Source organism: Paenibacillus sp. FSL H8-0104 (assembly GCF_038050215.1).
GTDB classification, from domain to species: Bacteria; Bacillota; Bacilli; order Paenibacillales; family Paenibacillaceae; genus Paenibacillus; species Paenibacillus amylolyticus.
The window spans coordinates 177,814-197,188 of record NZ_JBBOTC010000001.1; the positions used below are offsets into that span (position 1 = coordinate 177,814).

Annotated in this window: 16 protein-coding genes and 1 tRNA gene; 15 read left to right on the plus strand and 2 right to left on the minus strand. The window is 45.9% G+C overall.

Annotation, left to right across the window (positions count from 1 at the left end; all coding sequences use genetic code 11):
* Nucleotides 1–18 precede the first annotated feature (18 nt).
* The 6 genes from rapZ to NST38_RS00900 all read left to right on the plus strand — a co-directional run bounded on the left by rapZ (nt 19) and on the right by NST38_RS00900 (nt 5,780).
* Entirely contained in the window at nt 19–918 is a 900-nt protein-coding gene (gene rapZ, locus NST38_RS00875; protein WP_017691251.1) for an RNase adapter RapZ, read from the plus strand.
* A gap of 13 nt (nt 919–931) precedes the next feature.
* Nucleotides 932–1,918 (plus strand): gluconeogenesis factor YvcK family protein, encoded by a 987-nt coding sequence (locus NST38_RS00880; protein WP_017691250.1) that lies wholly within the window; start codon nt 932–934, stop codon nt 1,916–1,918.
* 6 nt (nt 1,919–1,924) lie between these two features.
* On the plus strand, nt 1,925–2,863 hold the full coding sequence (whiA, locus tag NST38_RS00885; RefSeq protein WP_036616210.1) for a DNA-binding protein WhiA: 939 nt from the start codon (nt 1,925–1,927) through the stop codon (nt 2,861–2,863).
* A gap of 254 nt (nt 2,864–3,117) precedes the next feature.
* Nucleotides 3,118–3,387 carry an HPr family phosphocarrier protein gene (locus tag NST38_RS00890; protein WP_017691248.1) on the plus strand — a complete coding sequence of 90 codons (270 nt, stop codon included), beginning with the start codon at nt 3,118–3,120 and terminating at the stop codon, nt 3,385–3,387.
* Nucleotides 3,388–3,543: 156 nt separating this feature from the next.
* On the plus strand, nt 3,544–4,296 hold the full coding sequence (locus tag NST38_RS00895) for an SIMPL domain-containing protein (RefSeq protein WP_076254293.1): 753 nt from the start codon (nt 3,544–3,546) through the stop codon (nt 4,294–4,296).
* 386 nt (nt 4,297–4,682) lie between these two features.
* Nucleotides 4,683–5,780, plus strand: a complete 1,098-nt coding sequence (locus tag NST38_RS00900) for a stalk domain-containing protein (protein WP_341343761.1) — start codon at nt 4,683–4,685, stop codon at nt 5,778–5,780.
* A gap of 167 nt (nt 5,781–5,947) precedes the next feature.
* On the opposite strand, the gene clpP is transcribed toward NST38_RS00900, so the two are convergent.
* Complete coding sequence (gene clpP / locus NST38_RS00905; RefSeq protein WP_017691245.1) at nt 5,948–6,544, minus strand: ATP-dependent Clp endopeptidase proteolytic subunit ClpP; 597 nt, start codon at nt 6,542–6,544, stop codon at nt 5,948–5,950.
* Between the two features lie 176 nt (nt 6,545–6,720).
* Nucleotides 6,721–6,795 (minus strand) — tRNA-Arg (locus tag NST38_RS00910).
* Nucleotides 6,796–7,221: 426 nt separating this feature from the next.
* Between NST38_RS00910 and NST38_RS00915 the strand changes: the two genes are divergently transcribed.
* The 9 genes from NST38_RS00915 to smpB all read left to right on the plus strand — a co-directional run bounded on the left by NST38_RS00915 (nt 7,222) and on the right by smpB (nt 19,095).
* Nucleotides 7,222–8,247: a sugar-binding transcriptional regulator gene (locus NST38_RS00915; RefSeq protein ID WP_036616216.1), complete on the plus strand. Its 1,026-nt coding sequence runs from the start codon at nt 7,222–7,224 to the stop codon at nt 8,245–8,247.
* A gap of 106 nt (nt 8,248–8,353) precedes the next feature.
* The gene (gene gap / locus NST38_RS00920; RefSeq protein ID WP_017691243.1) at nt 8,354–9,361 is read left to right on the plus strand and encodes a type I glyceraldehyde-3-phosphate dehydrogenase; all 1,008 of its coding nucleotides are present in this window, start codon (nt 8,354–8,356) and stop codon (nt 9,359–9,361) included.
* 151 nt (nt 9,362–9,512) lie between these two features.
* Nucleotides 9,513–10,694: a phosphoglycerate kinase gene (locus NST38_RS00925; protein ID WP_036616219.1), complete on the plus strand. Its 1,182-nt coding sequence runs from the start codon at nt 9,513–9,515 to the stop codon at nt 10,692–10,694.
* Between the two features lie 36 nt (nt 10,695–10,730).
* Nucleotides 10,731–11,483, plus strand: a complete 753-nt coding sequence (gene tpiA, locus NST38_RS00930) for a triose-phosphate isomerase (protein WP_036616221.1) — start codon at nt 10,731–10,733, stop codon at nt 11,481–11,483.
* A 1-nt stretch (nt 11,484) separates the two neighbouring features.
* Nucleotides 11,485–13,029, plus strand: coding sequence for a 2,3-bisphosphoglycerate-independent phosphoglycerate mutase (gene gpmI / locus NST38_RS00935; protein ID WP_036616224.1), 1,545 nt, complete (start codon nt 11,485–11,487; stop codon nt 13,027–13,029).
* Between the two features lie 239 nt (nt 13,030–13,268).
* Nucleotides 13,269–14,555: a phosphopyruvate hydratase gene (eno, locus tag NST38_RS00940; protein ID WP_036616228.1), complete on the plus strand. Its 1,287-nt coding sequence runs from the start codon at nt 13,269–13,271 to the stop codon at nt 14,553–14,555.
* Nucleotides 14,556–14,766: 211 nt separating this feature from the next.
* The gene (gene secG / locus NST38_RS00945) at nt 14,767–15,000 is read left to right on the plus strand and encodes a preprotein translocase subunit SecG (protein ID WP_017691238.1); all 234 of its coding nucleotides are present in this window, start codon (nt 14,767–14,769) and stop codon (nt 14,998–15,000) included.
* A 561-nt stretch (nt 15,001–15,561) separates the two neighbouring features.
* Nucleotides 15,562–18,354, plus strand: a complete 2,793-nt coding sequence (gene rnr / locus NST38_RS00950; protein WP_076254290.1) for a ribonuclease R — start codon at nt 15,562–15,564, stop codon at nt 18,352–18,354.
* Nucleotides 18,355–18,612: 258 nt separating this feature from the next.
* Nucleotides 18,613–19,095 carry an SsrA-binding protein SmpB gene (smpB, locus tag NST38_RS00955; protein ID WP_076254288.1) on the plus strand — a complete coding sequence of 161 codons (483 nt, stop codon included), beginning with the start codon at nt 18,613–18,615 and terminating at the stop codon, nt 19,093–19,095.
* Nucleotides 19,096–19,375: the final 280 nt, after the last annotated feature.

Here is a 19,375-nt window from a genome sequence, read left to right on the forward strand (position 1 = left end):
GATAAGGAGGGGACATTTATGCTTGAAGGTGAAGGATCACCAGGCACAGGCGCCACGCTCATTATCATTACGGGCATGTCCGGAGCAGGTAAAACCATTGCAGTACAAAGCCTAGAGGATCTGGGTTTCTTCTGTGTGGATAATCTGCCGCCGGTATTGATTCCAAAATTTGCGGAACTAATTGAACAGTCAAACGGCAAGATTGGTAAGGTTGCATTGGTTATCGATCTGCGCGGGCGTGAATTCTTTACAGCTCTGTCCGAGTCTTTGAACTATATTAAAGATCATTTTACCATTCATTGCGAAATTTTATTCCTGGATGCTACAGATTCTGTACTTGTTCAGCGTTACAAAGAAAGCAGGCGCAGACATCCACTGGCTCCTGAGGGCATGCCGCTGGACGGCATCCGACTGGAACGCAAGATGTTGGAGGAACTCAAAAACTCTGCGACTCAGGTACTGAATACAAGTACGATGAAGCCTGCTCAACTGAAAGAACGTATCATATCCCGTTTTTCTCATCTCGAGAGCCAAATGCTATCGGTGAATATTACGTCGTTTGGATTCAAGTATGGCATTCCGATTGATGCTGATCTGGTGTTTGATGTACGTTTTTTACCTAATCCACATTATATCGATCATTTGCGACCGAATACGGGACAGAATAGTGATGTGTACGAATATGTTATGAAGTGGCCAGAGACACAGGCATTTCTGACCAAGCTGCTGGATATGCTGCATTTCCTGATTCCGCAATACCGGAAGGAAGGCAAAAGCCAGGTTATTATTGGAATCGGCTGTACCGGAGGCAAGCATCGTTCGGTAGCAATATCGGAATATTTGGGCAAGATGTTGGGAAGCAGCGAGACAGAAGCTGTTACCGTGAGCCATCGCGACGCTGACCGGGACCGTCATTGAAGAGGGTGAAGGGATGAAAGAGGCCGGACCACGAAGAGAACGTCCGAGAATAGTTGTAATGGGCGGCGGAACCGGATTATCCGTGATGTTGCGCGGTTTGAAAGAGAAGCCGCTGGATATCACGGCCATCGTCACAGTTGCAGATGACGGTGGAAGTTCAGGCATCCTGCGCAATGAGCTACAGATGCCGCCTCCGGGCGACATTCGCAACGTGCTTACGGCACTGGCTGATGTAGAACCATTGCTTTCAGATATGTTGAAGTACCGTTTCAATACAGGCGCGGGGCTTGCAGGCCACAGCTTGGGAAATTTGATTTTGGCTGCAATGACGGATATTTCGGGCGACTTTGTGACCGCAGTGCGGGAGCTTAGCCGCGTGTTTGCCGTTCGAGGTGAGGTATTGCCAGCAGCCGGGCAGGCCGTTGTGTTGCATGCGGAGATGGAAGATGGGACAATTATTACAGGTGAGTCCAAAATCCCTGAGGCGGGTGGACGCATCAAACGTGTTTTCCTTGAACCGGATCACGTGGAGCCGTTGCCAGAGGCAGTAGAGGCGATTCGTCAAGCTGATGCTATTCTGATCGGGCCAGGCAGCCTCTATACAAGCATCCTTCCCAATTTACTCGTACCTAAGCTTGCAGAAGCTGTGGTAGAGGCTGATGCGGTGAAGATGTTTATCTGTAATGTGATGACACAGCCGGGAGAAACGGATAACTATACGGTAAGTGACCACCTTAAGGCGGTACACGAGCATATAGGTCATCAGCTCTTCGACTATGTTATCGTAAATAATGGTGACATTCCGCTGCAAGTGCAAAATAAGTATGCGGAAAAAGGAGCAAAACCGGTTGTGCTGGATATGAATGTACTCGAAAGTGCCGGTTATCAGGTGGTTGCAGATACACTTGTTTTGTTCAAAACCTATCTGCGTCATGATGCCGACAAGTTAAGTCATCACATCTACCAACTGGTACAAAATTGGATGTTACGGAAGAGGTGAAGTCCCATGTCGTTTGCAGCACAGACCAAAAAAGAATTAACCATGATCGAGAGCGAACCGTGCTGCGAAAAGGCGGAACTTTCAGCCCTCATCCGTATGCTTGGTGCAGTGCAGTTATCGAATAAAAAAGTGATCTTGGATATTTCGACGGAGAATGCCGCGATTGCAAGACGGGCATACTCTCTGCTTAAAAAGCATTTTCAAGTGCATACGGAATTACTGGTCCGCAAAAAAATGCGGCTGAAAAAGAACAATGTATATATTGTTCGTATTCCAACCATGGTACAGGAAATTCTCAATAGTCTTCATATTGTATCTGAGGGCTTTCTCTTTACCCCAGGGATCAGTACGGAGTTGTTTCAGCAAAACTGTTGTAAACGGGCCTATCTTCGCGGTGCATTTCTCGCAGGTGGATCGGTTAATAACCCGGAAGGTTCCTCGTACCATCTGGAGATTGCATCCATGTATGAAGAGCACTGTCAGGCACTAGTTGACCTGGCCAATGAATTTCATCTGAATGCACGGTGTATAGAACGGAAAAAAGGATTCATCCTATACATTAAGGAAGGCGAGAAAATCATTGAGCTGCTCAGCATCATTGGTGCTCATCAGGCCTTGTTCAAGTTTGAGGATGTACGAATTATGCGAGATATGCGTAACTCCGTTAACCGGATTGTCAATTGTGAGACCGCCAACCTGAACAAAACGATTGGAGCCGCGGTAAGACAAATCGATAATATCCGGTTGTTACAAAAGGAAGTTGGTTTGGAATCGCTGCCTGAGAAACTTCGCGAGGTGGCGGAGGTTCGACTAGCTCATCCGGATATTAACTTGAAGGAAGTTGGCGAGCTCCTTAAAGGTACAGTCAGCAAGTCGGGAGTGAACCATCGGCTTCGTAAAATTGATGAGCTGGCTGAGAAAGTACGCACAGAACGTTATGGTTAAGACGGAGTAGGGTAAAGTAACAAGGTCGGCTGTTTCTGCTGAACAGAAAGGTCGGGGAAGTCAACCGTTAAGGATCTAGGGGACTTACTTAGGTCATTGGATGCGCTGTGCAAAAGATGAAATAGGGCAAGATAATGCCCGTCAAAGCACCCTGAGTTTTTTCTTCTAGTGTCCTGCACGGGTTAATGGTATAATGTTGTTTAAATATAATTGTGTATTTAATGTCCAGATTTCATAATAGGGGGTAAGTTTCCATGACAAAGCACCCGGTAGTTGTCCGTTTGAAAACGGGTCTCCATGCCAGACCTGCGGCACTGTTCGTTCAAGAAGCGAATAAGTACTCGTCTGAAGTGTTCGTCGAGAAGGACGACAAAAAAGTTAATGCAAAAAGTATCATGGGGATCATGAGCCTTGCAATTAGCACAGGTACGGAAATCCAGATTAGTGCAGAAGGCGCGGATGCCGAACAGGCTGTAAACGCTTTAGTTAGTCTGGTAAGCAAGGAAGAGCTCGAAAACCAATAAGATATGATCAATCCAATGAAGAAGTCCCGAAAGGGGCTTTTTTGCGTTTTTCACGTTTATACTATCGTCAAGTGCAACATTATGGAATTTGTCCCGTCTGTTAAGGTATCAAATCGTTTAAAGTTTGAGATGTTAACACATAAGGAGGCTATCGTGATGGGTAAACAATGGATGAAACCGTTTGGTGCGGTGCTGGTGGCAAGTACGTTGCTTGTTGGAGGAACAGCATGGGTTGCACCAGGTAACTATGCTTACGCTGCAGAGGTTCAGGGAGTACAACAGAATGTGATTAATGTTGTGGGTAAAGGTGAGATTCAGGTGAAGCCTGATATCGCGTATCTGTCCATTGGTGTGAACAGTACTGCAGAGACAGCTGCATCTGCTCAAAAAGCGAATGCTGCCAAAGTTCAAAAAGTATCCAATTTGCTGAAGAACACGTGGAAGATCAGTGCAGACGACATTCAAACGAGTCAGTTCTCTGTACAACCCAACTATACGTATAGTGAAAAAGACGGACAACAAATTAAAGGATATACAGCGCATCATACGCTGACAGTCACATATCGTGAGATGGACAAGATTGGCGAGTTGCTCGATGCTGCTTCGGGTGCGGGTGCCAACAATATTGAAAACGTACGCTTTACTGTAGAAAATCCGGAAAGTTATGAATCCCAAGTGATTGAAAAAGCTGTTGCCAATGCAGATGTGAAAGCGGGCGCCATTGCAAAAGCAGTTAAACGTCAACTGGGTGCTGTTCTTTCCGTGAGCCAAGGTGATGCCGATGTGCCTGTATTCTATGCAAGCGAGGCGTTGATGTCCAAAGCACAAGATACAGCAGGTGGTACTGAGATTGAAACAGGCCAGGTTAAAGTAAGTACAATCCTGAATATCACGTATGAAATGAAATAAACAAGATCGAACTAAGGATTGTAAACTCAAGAACCTTTTTAAGTGTCATTTGAAGGGACAACGAAATAATGACAAAGACTTTGTCCTGTGGACAGAGTCTTTTTTTGTTGGAAAAGCAAACTTTGATGAAGTTATATAGAAGGGTACCTTTTTGAAGCAACATGAAATGCTGTATATTGGTATCTTTTTTGTATAGTTGTTCGTGACAAAAAGGTCATATCCCCATATATTTTCCTACTGATATTCATCAACATTGTAACTCGAGCTGTAAACCTTTCCGAAATCGGGTTAATTATAATAGAGAGGTGAGCGTATGAGATATGCGATCAGGTCAGGATTACATACGCAATGATCCCTAATTGTGAATTCAGAGAGGAGTTTTATATATGACATCATGGAAAAAATGGACAAGTGCGTTGCTTGCAGCAGGAATTATTGTAGGTAGCGGTTCGGTGTGGCAGGACAGTTCGGTTCAGGCGGCATCGGTATCCTCGAAAGTGACAACCACAGCTGAGGTGACCCTGAAGTCGGGTGGAAAAACACTGACTCAAAAAGGACTTCTTCAAGGTGGTTCAACTTGGGTATCTCTTACGGCAGTTAAAGATGTGGCAGGTGGAACGCTGAAATATGATGCGAAAACCAAGTCATATACGGTAACAGCAGCCAACAATGCGATGACCGTTAGCCTGATGGATGGACAGCCAAACGTTTATATTAACGGTTATTACCCTCAGGTGGAAGCAAAATTGATTCAGGGTCGATTGTATATCCCATTCTCGGCAATGAGAGATTATCTGGGTGTACAGGGGAATTGGGATAGCAAAACCAAAACGTTGACACTCAGCAAAGTGAAACAAAATAACGTTAAAATTAAAGCGGCAACAGTTAATGTTACTGTAAAAAATGCTGAAGTAGATGTTCAATATCCGCAAGTGAGTGGACTTGCCAGCAAAGAAGCTGAAGCGGCGATCAACAAAGTGTTGAAAGACGAAGTGGATGCGTATGTAGCTGACTTCAAGAAACAGACATCTGAATTCGGCGGTGCAACAGCCAACCGTCCATATGCATTTGAGAGCTCCTATGTAGTGACGTACAACGAAAAAGGCGTGCTGGGACTCATTACACAACGATACGAAGATTATGCTGGCGCTCATGGTATGACGTACCGTACGGGCCACACCTTTGCACTGGACACAGGTAAGGAGCTTACGTTAGATGATGTGCTGCAAAATAACAAAACCATGCGCGAGACGTTGAGTAAAAAAGTGGGTGAACAACTGAAAGCCCGCGGTGGATACCTCGACGGTTATAAAGGGTTAAATAAAGATCAAGATTTCTATGTGACACCAACGGGTGTAGTTGTGTTCTTCCAGTTGTATGAGTATACGGCGTACGCAGAGGGATTCCCTGAAATGCCATTTACGTACAAAGAGCTTCTCCCTAAAGGCACGGAACCTTTCAATAATGTAAATGGAACCAAATAAAGAATCATTATTATGCACTCTTAAGTTTTCTTCCTTATAAAATGAAAAAAGAAGCCCCCATCATAATTATGATGAGGGCTTCTTCTCGTATAGACAACACAATTATATGTTGCTGATTACGTTAGGTGTTGATTATGTTAACGCATAGACCGTGGTCTACGTCACACTTAGATGCCTTGTGATCCTACGTTTTCGATGACTTTATCAATGATACCGTAATCGGCGGCTTCAGCAGCACTCATGAAGTAGTCACGATCTGTATCTTTCTCAATCCGCTCCAGCGGTTGACCTGAACGCTCAGAGATGATGCGGTTCAACGTATCACGCATTTTCAGGATGCGACGAGCACGGATTTCGATGTCAGAAGCCTGACCTTGTGCACCACCAAGTGGTTGGTGAATCATAATTTCACTGTTTGGTAATGCAAAACGTTTACCTTTTGCACCGGCATTCAACAAGAATGCACCCATGGAAGCTGCCATACCTACACAGATGGTAGATACATCCGGTTTGATGAATTGCATTGTATCGTAAATCGCCATACCGGCTGTAATCGATCCGCCTGGGCTGTTGATGTATAAGTGAATGTCTTTCTCCGGATCTTCCGCAGCCAGGAACAACATCTGTGCCATAATGGCATTAGCCACTACGTCATTAACATCGCTACCAAGGAAAATAATACGATCCTTCAGCAATCTGGAGTAGATGTCGTAGGCGCGCTCACCCCGGTTGCTCTGTTCAACGACCATTGGAATAAAACTCACGTGAAAAACCTCCTTGGAATGTAAATGTTATTGGTGTTTATACTTAAACTGTTACCGTATTACCCACATAATAAACAATTCCAAACAAAAAGTCAAAGAAAGTCAAACTAACTTGCAAAAAAAAGAAACCTTTCCGGTTTCATTGGTTAAATGGGTTATGAGCTGTTAAATAAAAATGGCGCGCCCGCCAAGAATCGAACTTGGATCTCAGGCTTCGGAGGCCTACGTCATATCCATTGGACCACGGGCGCACATTATGTGACAGCAATAATGATTATAGCTCATGAAATATTTAATTGCAAGCAGTTCGTTGTGGTATTGGTTTGGATTAACCTAAAAATGATCATGATGAAGAAGAGTGGATAAAGAGTGCATTTAAGTAAATGCTATTAGAGGTTTTGGACATGCCGTATGAAATGTGATTCTGAGCGATATGTAGATTGAATTCATTTGTTTCTTCTATATATGGTATGTGTGAGCTAGTCCTAGATCATGGAAGTCTGGGATTGTGAAAATAGGCGCGTACAAACGCTGAATGCGTGTCGAAATAACACGTTGAAACACTTGCATGTCGCGTCAGTTTTAGGTAGAATAGACGTGGGACTTAAAAAGTTAACCCGGGACGTTTTAGGGCCACGAAAGAGAGCTTAGAACGAGAACTTGCGGGAGTGGAAAGCATGCGAACGATTTTAGAAGTACAAAAGCAGCTTCTGCCTGATCTCATGGATATCTTGAAAAAGAGGTATACGATTCTGCAACAGATCATGTTATCGGATGTGATCGGACGGAGAACGTTAGCTAATTCCATGCAGATGACCGAGCGGGTTCTGAGGGCTGAGACCGATCTGTTAAAGGCTCAGGGACTTATTGAAATTGACAGTGCAGGAATGAAGATCAGTGAGGCAGGGTATGATTTGCTGCAGCAGTTAGAGCCCGTAGCCAAAGAGCTGTTCGGATTATCCGAGCTGGAAGAGCGCATCAAGCAAGCCTACGGTCTGCAAAAGGTAGTTGTGGTTCCTGGTGATTCGGACGTTTCTCCATTTGCCAAAAGGGAACTGGGCAGAGCCGGAGCGAAGGCTCTCGGCAATATCATGAGTGACAACGACGTTGTCGCCGTTACTGGTGGTTCAACAACGGCCGAAGTCGCAGAACAACTAAATCCGCCAACATCGCTCAAAGGTGTCTGGTTCGTACCAGCACGCGGTGGACTTGGAGAAAGCCTTGAAATTCAGGCTAATACGATCGCATCCACAATGGCAAAACGGGTAGGGGCGCAATACAAACTCCTGCATGTACCGGATTTGCTCAGTGATCATGCCTATGAATCATTAATCCAGGACCCTAGTGTTCAGGAGATTCTGCAGCTGATCAGGCAATCACGGATTGTTATTCATGGAATTGGTGATGCCGTAGAGATGGCCAAAAGACGCAAACTTGCGACGGAGATTATAGATGAACTTCAGGAGCAAGGGGCCGTATCTGAATCTTTCGGTTATTACTTTAATGATCAGGGTAAGGTGGTACATACCATGCTTACACTGGGTATGCGACTTCAGGATATTGAACGAACCGATGTTGTGATTGGAATTGCAGGTGGCAAAAGCAAAGCTGCTGCTATACATTCCGTGTTACGATTTGGTCAGGAAGATATTCTGATTATTGATGAGGCTGCTGCCGAAGTCATCGTTGCTGAAATGGAATAAGGTTTTACTTTGTATCACAACTATTGTTGTCTTGACGGACTTCACCGTCTGTCTTGAATATATAAGTTTCATAAAAAATTAATCAAAACTTGGGAGGAACTTACTCATGATTAAAGTAGGTATTAACGGTTTTGGACGTATTGGACGCTTGGCATTCCGCCGTATTCAAAATGTAGCAGGCATCGAGGTAGTAGCAATCAACGACTTGACTGACGCTAAAATGCTCGCTCATTTGCTCAAATATGATACAACTCAAGGTCGCTTCGATGGCGATGTTGAAGTACACGATGGCTTCTTCAAAGTGAACGGCAAAGAAGTTAAAGTATTGGCTAACCGTAACCCGGAAGAACTTCCTTGGGGCGACCTGGGCGTAGATATCGTTCTGGAATGTACTGGTTTCTTCACAACTAAAGAAGCAGCTGAGAAACACTTGAAAGGTGGAGCTAAGAAAGTTGTTATCTCCGCACCAGCTACTGGCGACATGAAAACCATCGTTTACAACGTAAACCATGAAATCCTCGACGGTACTGAAACTGTAATCTCCGGCGCATCTTGCACAACAAACTGCCTGGCACCTATGGCAAAAACACTGCAAGACAAATTCGGAATCGTTCAAGGTTTGATGACTACAATTCACGCTTACACTGGCGACCAAAACACGTTGGATGCTCCACACCCTAAAGGTGACTTCCGTCGTGCTCGCGCAGCAGCTGAAAACATCATCCCTAACACAACTGGTGCTGCTAAAGCAATCGGTCTGGTAATCCCAGAACTGCAAGGCATCCTTGATGGTGCAGCTCAACGTGTACCAGTAGCTACTGGTTCCCTGACTGAGCTCGTAACTGTTCTGAACAAAAAAGTAACTGCTGAAGAAGTTAACGCAGCTATGCAAGAAGCTTCCGATCCAGAAACTTTCGGATACACAGAAGACGAAATCGTATCTTCCGATATCCAAGGAATCACTTTCGGTTCCCTGTTTGATGCAACTCAAACTAAAGTTCTGACTGTTGGCGACCAACAATTGGTTAAAACTGTAGCTTGGTATGACAATGAAATGTCCTACACTGCACAATTGGTTCGCACTTTGGAGCACTTTGCAAAAATGATTAAGTAATATCTGTAATAACATAGAGCGGAAACAGATGCTATATTGTTTCCGCTCTTTATATATCTACATTTTGCAAATTTCTCAAAAACACCAGGATTGACGAGGGATTTTAGCTCTTGATTGGTCCACCAAATACATGGGTGCGGAGGAAATACAGATGAACAAAAAAAGTGTACGCGATATCGAATTGACAGGAAAACGGGCTTTTGTCCGTGTAGATTTCAATGTGCCGCTCGAAGATGGTAAAATTACAGATGACAAACGTATTCGTGCAACGCTTCCTACAATCAACTTCTTGATTGAAAAAGGCGCTAAAGTCATTTTGGCAAGCCACATGGGTCGTCCTAACGGCGAAGTGGTTGAATCCTTGCGTTTGACTCCAGCAGCTGAGCGTTTGTCTGAATTGCTTGGTAAAACAGTTGTTAAAGCTGACGGTTCTGTTGGTGACGCTGTTAAAGCTCAAATCGCTGAACTGAACAACGGCGACGTATTGTTGCTTGAAAACGTTCGTTTCCACGCAGGCGAAGAGAAAAACGATCCGGAACTGGCAAAACAATTTGCTGAACTGGCTGACGTTTTCGTTAACGATGCGTTTGGCGCGGCTCACAGAGCACACGCTTCGACTGAAGGAATCGCTCACTTGCTTCCAGCAGTGTCCGGTTTGTTGATGGAGAAAGAACTTGAAGTGTTGGGTAAAGCAATCTCCAACCCTGAGCGTCCTTTCACAGCTATCATTGGTGGATCCAAAGTTAAGGACAAAATCGATGTAATCGACAACCTGCTGAACATTGCAGACAACGTAATCATCGGTGGCGGTCTGACTTACACGTTCTTCAAAGCACAAGGACATGAAATTGGACAATCCTTGCTGGATGACTCCAAACTTGATGTTGCTCTTGGTTTTATCGAAAAAGCGAAAAAATTGGGCAAAAACTTCTACTTGCCGGTAGATATCGTAGTGTCTGACGATTTCAGTGCGAAAGCAAACACACAAATCGTTGACATCGATGGTATCCCAGCAGATTGGGAAGGTATCGACATCGGTCCTAAAACACGTGAGATCTATGCTGATGTAATCAAAAACTCCAAATTGGTTGTGTGGAACGGACCAATGGGCGTATTTGAAATCGAGCCATTCTCCCACGGTACTCGTGCAGTAGCGGAAGCTTGCGCTGAGACAGAAGCTTACACTGTAATTGGTGGCGGTGACTCCGCAGCAGCAGCTGAGAAGTTCAAATTGGCTGACAAGATGAACCACATCTCTACAGGTGGCGGTGCATCGCTCGAGTTCATGGAAGGTAAAGTACTTCCAGGCGTAGTGGCATTGAACGACAAGTAAGTTTTAGTAGCCTATAGCATGAAGGAGTTGAAACCCATGAGAACACCGATTATCGCAGGTAACTGGAAAATGTTCAAAACGGTTTCCGAATCCAATGACTTCATTCAGGAAGTTAAAGGAAAAGCGGAAGTTGAAGGCGTGGAAACTGTAATCTGCGCACCGTTTACAAATCTGCCATCCCTGGTAGAAGCTGTTAAAGGCACAAACATCAAAATTGGTGCACAAAATCTTCATTTTGAAGATAACGGTGCATTCACAGGTGAAATCAGCGGCGTGATGCTGAAAGACCTGGGTGTGGATTATGTCATTATTGGTCACTCGGAGCGCCGTCAATATTTTGCGGAAACCGATGAGACTGTCAATAAAAAGTTGCATGCAGCATTCCGTCACGGATTGACTCCAATCTTCTGCCTTGGTGAGACGCTTGAAGAGCGTGAAGCGAACCAAACAAAAGACGTATGCAAAGTGCAAACAGTAGCTGCTTTTGCAGGTCTGTCTGCAGAGCAAGCGGCACAAGTTGTTATCGCTTATGAGCCAATCTGGGCGATTGGTACAGGCAAATCCTCCACTTCCCAAGATGCGAATGAAGTTATTGCTTACATCCGTACGCTAGTGAAGGATCTGTACAACGAGACGGTTGCGAATGCAGTTCGTATTCAATACGGCGGCAGTGTTAAACCAGAGAACGTAACAGAATACCTCGGACAAAGCGACATCGACGGCGCACTTGTTGGCGGTGCCAGCTTGCAGCCGGCTTCGTTCATCGCGCTTGTTGAGGGGGCGAAGTAAGATGACAGCTCCAAAACCTGTAGCACTGATCATCATGGATGGCTTTGGTCTGCGTAACACGGTGGAAGGCAATGCGGTAGCGCAAGCCAAGAAACCGAACTACGACCGTTTCATGAGCCAATTCCCACATACAACGCTCACTGCTTGCGGTGAAGCTGTAGGTTTGCCAGAAGGGCAAATGGGAAATTCCGAGGTAGGTCACCTGAACATTGGTGCCGGCCGGATCGTATACCAGGATTTGACCCGTATCTCCAAATCCATTCGTGACGGCGAGTTCTACGACAATGAAACACTTGTCAAAGCCGTTCGCGAAGCGAAACAAAGCGGCAAAAAACTTCATCTCTACGGCTTGTTGTCTGATGGCGGCGTACATAGTCACATCGACCACCTGTTTGCTATGCTAGATCTGGCCAAAAAAGAAGGAATGAATGATGTATATATTCATGCTTTCATGGATGGCCGTGATGTTATGCCAGACAGTGGTAAAGACTTCATGCAGAAACTGATCGCCAAGATTGAAGAAGTCGGTGTAGGTAAAATCGCTACGGTTCAAGGTCGCTATTACGCGATGGACCGTGACAAACGTTGGGAACGGGTTGAGAAATCATACCGTGCCATCGTTTATGGAGATGGACCAAAATACACTGATCCACTCAAAGCGGTTGAAGAATCGTATGAGAAATCCGTATTTGATGAATTCGTTGAACCAACGGTTATCGTTAAAGCGGATGGTGAGCCGGTAGGTTTGGTTGAGAGCGGCGATTCCGTTATCTTCCTCAACTTCCGTCCTGACCGTGCGATCCAGTTGTCGCAAGTATTCACGAACCAGGATTTCCGCGGTTTTGATCGTGGTCCGAAGTTCCCTGTGGGCTTGCACTTTGTATGCTTGACTTTGTTCAGCGAGACAGTTGAAGGTTATGTGGCTTATTCGCCGAAAAACCTCGACAACACGCTGGGTGAAGTTCTGGTACAGAACAATAAAAAACAACTGCGTATTGCAGAAACTGAGAAATACCCGCACGTTACCTTCTTCTTCAGCGGCGGTCGTGATGTGGAGCTTCCGGGCGAAACTCGTGTACTGATCAACTCACCAAAAGTTGCAACGTATGATCTGCAACCAGAGATGAGCGCTTATGAAGTAGCTGACGCATGTGTTCGCGAGATCGAAGCAGACAAACATGACGCCATCATTCTGAACTTTGCTAACCCTGACATGGTTGGACACTCCGGCATGCTGGAGCCTACCATCAAAGCGGTTGAAGTAACAGATGAGTGCATGGGCCGTGTTGTGGATGCAGTACTTGCCAAAGGCGGCGTTGTACTGATCACGGCGGATCATGGTAACGCGGATATGGTGTTCGATGAGAAAGGACGTCCGTTCACAGCTCATACAACGAACCCGGTTCCATTCATCGTTACCGATGCAAATGTAACCCTGCGTGAAGGCGGAATCCTGGCAGATATCGCGCCAACGATCCTTGACCTGATGCAATTGCCTAAACCGGCTGAGATGACAGGTACATCCGTCATCGCTACCCGTAAATAAGTTACGCAACAACATATATAATTGGACGGTTTGGCGTTTGCACATTGAACGAAGGCAGCAGAAATAGTCTGAAGAAGCGAAGCGCTCGCCTTTATCACATGATTTCAACTTATGAAAATAAGTTCAAAGAAATCAGGGGATAACAGCGATTGGAAGACGATTCTGCTGATGTAGTAAAATAAGAGCAAACACAAGTTGGTCCAAAAATTAAATCCCAACTATAAAGGAGATTATCACAAATGACTATTATTTCTGACGTGTACGCTCGCGAAGTCCTCGACTCCCGCGGTAACCCTACAGTAGAAGTTGAAGTATACCTGGAGTCCGGTGCAATCGGACGCGCAATCGTTCCATCCGGTGCATCCACTGGTGCCCACGAAGCCGTTGAGCTTCGCGATGGCGACAAATCCCGTTACCTCGGTAAAGGCGTTCTGCAAGCTGTTAAAAACGTAAACGAAACAATCGCTCCAGAAGTTATCGGTATGGATGCATTGGATCAACTGGGTATCGACAAATTGATGATCACTTTGGATGGTACGCCAAACAAAGGTAAACTGGGCGCTAACGCAATCCTGGCTGTATCCATGGCAGTAGCTCGCGCAGCTGCTGACGCTCTGGACCTGCCATTGTACGTTTACTTGGGCGGATTCAACGCTAAAGCATTGCCAGTTCCAATGATGAACATCATCAACGGTGGTGAGCATGCTGACAACAACATCGACGTTCAAGAGTTCATGGTTCTTCCAGTTGGAGCACCAAGCTTCAAAGAAGCTCTTCGCGTAGGGGCAGAAATCTTCCACAACCTGAAATCTGTATTGAGCTCCAAAGGCTTGAATACAGCTGTAGGTGACGAAGGTGGTTTTGCACCGAACCTTGGTTCGAACGAAGAAGCAATCACTACAATCATCGAAGCAATTGAAAAAGCTGGTTACAAACCAGGCGTTGACGTATTCTTGGGTATGGACGTTGCTTCCACTGAGTTCTACAAAGATGGTAAGTACACACTTGCTGGTGAAGGTAAATCTTACACTTCCGCTGAGTATGTTGATCTTCTGGCTTCATGGGTTGAGAAATACCCAATCATCACAATCGAAGACGGTATGTCCGAAGATGACTGGGATGGTTGGAAATTGCTCACTGAGAAATTGGGAGACAAAGTACAACTCGTTGGTGATGACCTGTTCGTAACAAATACTGAGCGTCTGGGCAGAGGTATCAACGAAGGTATCGGTAACTCCATCCTGATCAAAGTTAACCAAATCGGTACATTGACTGAAACATTTGATGCAATCGAAATGGCTAAACGCGCAGGATACACAGCTGTAATCTCTCACCGTTCCGGTGAGTCCGAAGACAGCACAATTGCTGATATCGCTGTTGCAACTAACGCTGGTCAAATCAAAACGGGTGCTCCTTCCCGTACAGACCGTATCGCGAAGTACAACCAATTGCTCCGCATTGAGGATCAACTGGGTGAACTGGCTCAATACAATGGTCTTAAAGGATTCTACAACCTTAAAAAATAAGCTGGATATCCAGCTTTTACGGGCAAGCCGGGTAACCGGCTTGTCTTTTTTATTGCAACGAAGTAATGGTATAACGTAAGGATCACGCAGATGGTGAAATTTAGGGCATTGTAAAACCTGTACTACTTGTAGTACAACCATAGCTATGTTACAATTAAAGTAACTGTTTTTATGGTGAGATGTATGCCCACATGGGTAGGAGGTGGAAAGAATGGATATTGCTTTGAAATTGCTGCTCGTTGTTTTCTCGATCGGTCTAATCACTGTAGTATTACTGCAGCACGGGAAAAGCGCTGGTTTGGCGGGTGCCATCTCCGGTGGTGCGGAACATCTTTTCGGTAAAACGAAAGCGCGCGGATTGGATCTCTTCCTGCAACGTGCAACGGTGGTACTGGGTGCAGGATTTATGATTTTGTCTATTGTTGTTACGGTGGCTTCCAAGTAAGAATTGGAACTGCTGTTCAATGAATAGCTTAAGCTAATGGCTTAATTGATGAACCTTCGTTTCGTGAAGAAACGGGGGTTTTTTAATAAATTCTTACGCGTCCAAACTTTTCCAAGAATTTAATCTATAGACTCCATGATTTTAGGTCTTCTTCTCACTTCTGTTTGGTTTTCCTTCCTTAACATGCAACACACCCCTATCATGTATGGTATGTCCCTCGCTTATTCGTTACGCGAACTCACTCCCTATAATGAATGTCATGTGTACAGAAAATTTCCGGATGTAGTCCTTTTCCAGATGCGCACAGCACGTGTATCGCATAAAATGTCTGTAGAGATATGTGAAAGCGTGATATTAGAGGAGCGCCCGGCGACCGCGGTTTTTTTGCGTAGTACGGATGGGCCGGATTGAATTCGTGTATACTAGGGTATGAGATAGTATGGTTGCACTACTACACTCTGCACAACAGTGATATTGTATTGCATGAAAATGGTAAGAATTCCGATACATAAAGAGATGAGACTTGCTTACACTTTTATGTTTCCCGAGGTGAATATATTAATGATAACAGAACAACAATTGCTCGACTTCATGCGGGATACCGCTTATAAACCTATGACTTATCAGGAGTTGGAACAGCACTTCGCTATTGAAGATGCAGCTGATTTCAAAGCCTTTTTGATTATGCTTAATACGCTGGAGGAATCCGGTAAAGTTTTGCTGACCCGTAACAATCGCTATGGCATGCCAGAGCGCATGGATTTGGTACGTGGACGTTTACAGGCTCACGCCAAAGGTTTCGCTTTCCTTATCCCTGAGGATCGGGAGCACCCGGATGTGTACATTCACGCCAATGATATGAAAAGTGCGATGAATGGTGATACGGTATTGGTTAAAGTCACATCTCAAGGACCTTCAGGTGGTCGTTTGGAGGGTGAGATCGTCCGTATTGTTACTCGTGCTGTGACACAAGTCGTTGGTGTGTTCCAGAGCCATGAGGTGTACGGATTTGTCATTCCGGATGATAAACGGATTAATCGCGATATTTTCATCCCACGTACCAACTTTGCTGGGGCGGTTGATGGACAGAAGGTCGTAGCCAAGATCGTCAGCTATCCGGAGGGCCGTGCGGCTGCCGAAGGTGAAGTGATCGAGATTCTCGGTCATAAGGATGAGCCGGGTATTGATATTTTGTCCGTCATTCGCAAGCATCAGTTGCCTGAAGCTTTCCCTGATGAAGTGGTAGAAGAGGCGGAAAAAGCACCCGACTCCATCACGGATGAAGAGATTGTACAACAGGGTCGCCGTGATCTGCGCGGACTTAACATTGTCACGATTGATGGCGAAGATGCCAAGGATCTGGATGATGCTGTAAATGTAGAGAAACTGCCTAACGGGAACTACCGTCTGGGTGTTCATATTGCCGACGTTGGCTATTATGTGCAGGAGAATTCCAAGCTTGATCAGGAAGCCTACAACCGTGGATGCAGTGTGTATCTGGTGGACAGGGTTATTCCGATGCTGCCACAGCGTCTGTCCAACGGGATTTGTAGTTTGAACCCGCAGGTAGACCGCTTGACACTGTCTTGTGAGATGGAGTTTAACGACCAGATGAAGGTTGTAAAACATGACATTTTCACAAGTGTAATCAAAACCAAAGAGCGGATGACGTATTCCAACGTCCGTAAAATCCTTGAAGGTGAAGAGCCGGAATTGCTCGAGCGTTATAAGGATCTGGTAGATGATTTCCATCTGATGAAAGAGATCGCTTTGAAGCTGCGTGCTATGCGTATGCGCCGTGGTGCGGTTGACTTTGATTTTGAAGAATCCAAAATCATTGTGGACGCAGAATGCAAACCGGTAGATATCGTGAAACGGGAGCGTTCGATTGCGGAGCAAATTATTGAGGAATTCATGTTGGCAGCGAACGAAACAGTGGCAGAGCATTTCCACTGGTTGAAGGTTCCTTTCATTTATCGTGTGCACGAAGACCCGGATCAGGAAAAACTGCAAAATTTCCTCGCCTTTGCGGCGAATTTTGGACACCAGGTCAAAGGACGTGGCAATGCGATTCATCCACGGGCGCTTCAATCGTTGCTTGAGGATATTAAAGAAACGAAAGAACAAACTGTGATTAGTACGATGATGCTCCGTTCGATGAAACAGGCGAAGTATGATTCTGAAATGTCGGGTCACTTTGGCCTCGCGGCAGAATTCTATAGTCACTTTACGTCTCCAATTCGTCGTTATCCCGATCTCGTCATTCACCGGGTGATTCGCGAAGTCATTGAAAATAATGGTGCTTTGCCGGAGAAACGTCAGGAGTATTTAGCCGCACGTATGTCTGATATTGCGCAACAGTCTTCGGAACGTGAACGTGTGGCGGTAGAAGCTGAGCGGGATACGGAGAAAATGAAAAAAGCCGAGTACATGCTCGACAAAGTAGGCGAAGAGTTCGAAGGCATGATCAGCAGTGTGACCAGCTTTGGTATGTTCATTGAACTGGAGAACACGGTTGAAGGTCTGATTCGCTTGAGCGCGCTCACGGACGACTATTACCATTTTGACGATCAGCATATGGCTCTGATTGGTGAACGTACCTCGAAAGTCTTCCGCATCGGTGATGAAGTGAAGATCCGTGTGGCACGTGTAAGCATGGAAGAGTATACGATTGATTTTGAAATGGTAGATATGAAACCTCGCGGTGAACGTCCTGGCGGCTTCGGTGGCGGACGTGGCGGGAAAGGTGGACGTCCTCCTGGTAGCGGTGGCGGACGCGGCGGTGCCAAGGGAGGACCGGGTGGTTTCAGCGGTTCACGTGGCGGCAAAGGTAGTTCGACAGGTGCAGGAGCCAACCGTGGCGGCAGATCAACGGAAGAAAGCAGCAAAGGTGGACGTGGCGGTCGCAGTGGAGCAGCGAGTGCAGGCGCAGGCTCATCTGGTGGCTACGCAGGTAAAGGCGGCGGCAAACCAAAAGGTGAGCGTCGTGCGGGTGATGCTGGTGGATCAACTGGTCGGGGCAAAGGCGCGGTGAGCTTTGGTTTTGGCTCAGGTAAAGGCGGTTATAGCTCTACATCAGGTGGTTCGGATAGTGGTTCAACTGGTGGACAAGGAAGTGGCCTGAACAGCGGCAGCGGTCGCGGTGAAGGAAGCTTTAAGTCCGGCAAGGTCGGCGGTAAAGGTAGCAAAGGCGGAAGTGGGCGCAAAAACACTTCGCCAAGCGGCGTATTTATTGGAGAGAATGCAACTCCTGGTGGCGCTCAGGAAGGCGGAGCACCACGACGCAAGCGGAAGAAGAGCAAAGGTGCAGCTGGTAACGGCACGGCAGCTTTTGTACGGAAAAAGAAAAAATAAAGCTAACGTAACTTGAAGAGATGGATTACAATTCGTTCCTTCAGGTTAAGCGTTGGAGAAAATAGTCACTTCAGTTGGTGTTGTTTCGCACAGTCTGGAAGTGGTGTAATGAGGAGGGGCGGCAGAGGTCGCCTCTTTCTTGATTTTAACAGCCGTACTTGCTACAATTAAGGTCTGGCACGTGGTACCTTGGTGCAACATTGGGTGCGCTGCTGTAGAGCATGGTACCGGCTTATTTTACGGAGAAGGAGTGAGGACATGGGCAAGAATGATGGACAGAGTAAAGTGCTCGCACAGAATAAAAAGGCTTCCCATGACTACTTCATTGAAGATACGTATGAAGCGGGCATGGTGCTTACCGGAACGGAGATCAAATCTCTTCGTAACGGCCGTGCGAATATTGGTGATGCATTTGCCACGATTCGAAACGGTGAGATTCATATTCACAATATGCATATTAGTCCTTTTGAACAAGGGAACCGAAATAATCCGCTCGATCCGACACGTACGCGCAAGTTGTTGATGCATAAAGTGCAGATTCACAAGTTGCTTGGGCTGTCGAAACAGGACGGGTACAGCATTGTGCCGCTGAAAATTTATATCCGCAATGGTTATGCAAAGCTTTTGCTTGGACTGGGTAAAGGTAAGAAACAGTTTGATAAACGGGAGACTGCGGCTAAGCGGGATGCACAACGTGATATCCAACGGGTACTGCGCGAGAAACAGAAGGTTGCACGTTAAGTGGAGCGCTGGGTGTGAAGGTTTTACTTTAGGTGTATAAGTTAGTTTTTGTGATGGAGCTAGGAAGATTGATGTATGAGTTAAGGAGTCTCAAGGTTTGTCCTGCAATGGGCAAGATTGAGGCTTTTTTATTTTTAGTGGAGAGGGGATGTGATGTGAGTTGCTGAAGTGTATTGTGTCGTGATTTCCTTTGATATGTGTTGAAGGGAAGTCGGTAGGAGCATGGAGCTTGGCGCGTTGATTAATCTAAATTTTTAGCTTTTGCGTAGTTTGCCTGAAA

What these genes read in the sequence shown, in the direction of transcription:
- rapZ (WP_017691251.1), top strand. Translation starts at nt 19, where the DNA reads ATGCTTGAAGGTGAAGGATCACCAGGCACAGGCGCCACGCTCATTATC.
- NST38_RS00880 (WP_017691250.1), top strand. Translation starts at nt 932, where the DNA reads ATGAAAGAGGCCGGACCACGAAGAGAACGTCCGAGAATAGTTGTAATG.
- whiA (WP_036616210.1), top strand. Translation starts at nt 1,925, where the DNA reads ATGTCGTTTGCAGCACAGACCAAAAAAGAATTAACCATGATCGAGAGC.
- NST38_RS00890 (WP_017691248.1), top strand. Translation starts at nt 3,118, where the DNA reads ATGACAAAGCACCCGGTAGTTGTCCGTTTGAAAACGGGTCTCCATGCC.
- NST38_RS00895 (WP_076254293.1), top strand. Translation starts at nt 3,544, where the DNA reads ATGGGTAAACAATGGATGAAACCGTTTGGTGCGGTGCTGGTGGCAAGT.
- NST38_RS00900 (WP_341343761.1), top strand. Translation starts at nt 4,683, where the DNA reads ATGACATCATGGAAAAAATGGACAAGTGCGTTGCTTGCAGCAGGAATT.
- NST38_RS00915 (WP_036616216.1), top strand. Translation starts at nt 7,222, where the DNA reads ATGCGAACGATTTTAGAAGTACAAAAGCAGCTTCTGCCTGATCTCATG.
- gap (WP_017691243.1), top strand. Translation starts at nt 8,354, where the DNA reads ATGATTAAAGTAGGTATTAACGGTTTTGGACGTATTGGACGCTTGGCA.
- NST38_RS00925 (WP_036616219.1), top strand. Translation starts at nt 9,513, where the DNA reads ATGAACAAAAAAAGTGTACGCGATATCGAATTGACAGGAAAACGGGCT.
- tpiA (WP_036616221.1), top strand. Translation starts at nt 10,731, where the DNA reads ATGAGAACACCGATTATCGCAGGTAACTGGAAAATGTTCAAAACGGTT.
- gpmI (WP_036616224.1), top strand. Translation starts at nt 11,485, where the DNA reads ATGACAGCTCCAAAACCTGTAGCACTGATCATCATGGATGGCTTTGGT.
- eno (WP_036616228.1), top strand. Translation starts at nt 13,269, where the DNA reads ATGACTATTATTTCTGACGTGTACGCTCGCGAAGTCCTCGACTCCCGC.
- secG (WP_017691238.1), top strand. Translation starts at nt 14,767, where the DNA reads ATGGATATTGCTTTGAAATTGCTGCTCGTTGTTTTCTCGATCGGTCTA.
- rnr (WP_076254290.1), top strand. Translation starts at nt 15,562, where the DNA reads ATGATAACAGAACAACAATTGCTCGACTTCATGCGGGATACCGCTTAT.
- smpB (WP_076254288.1), top strand. Translation starts at nt 18,613, where the DNA reads ATGGGCAAGAATGATGGACAGAGTAAAGTGCTCGCACAGAATAAAAAG.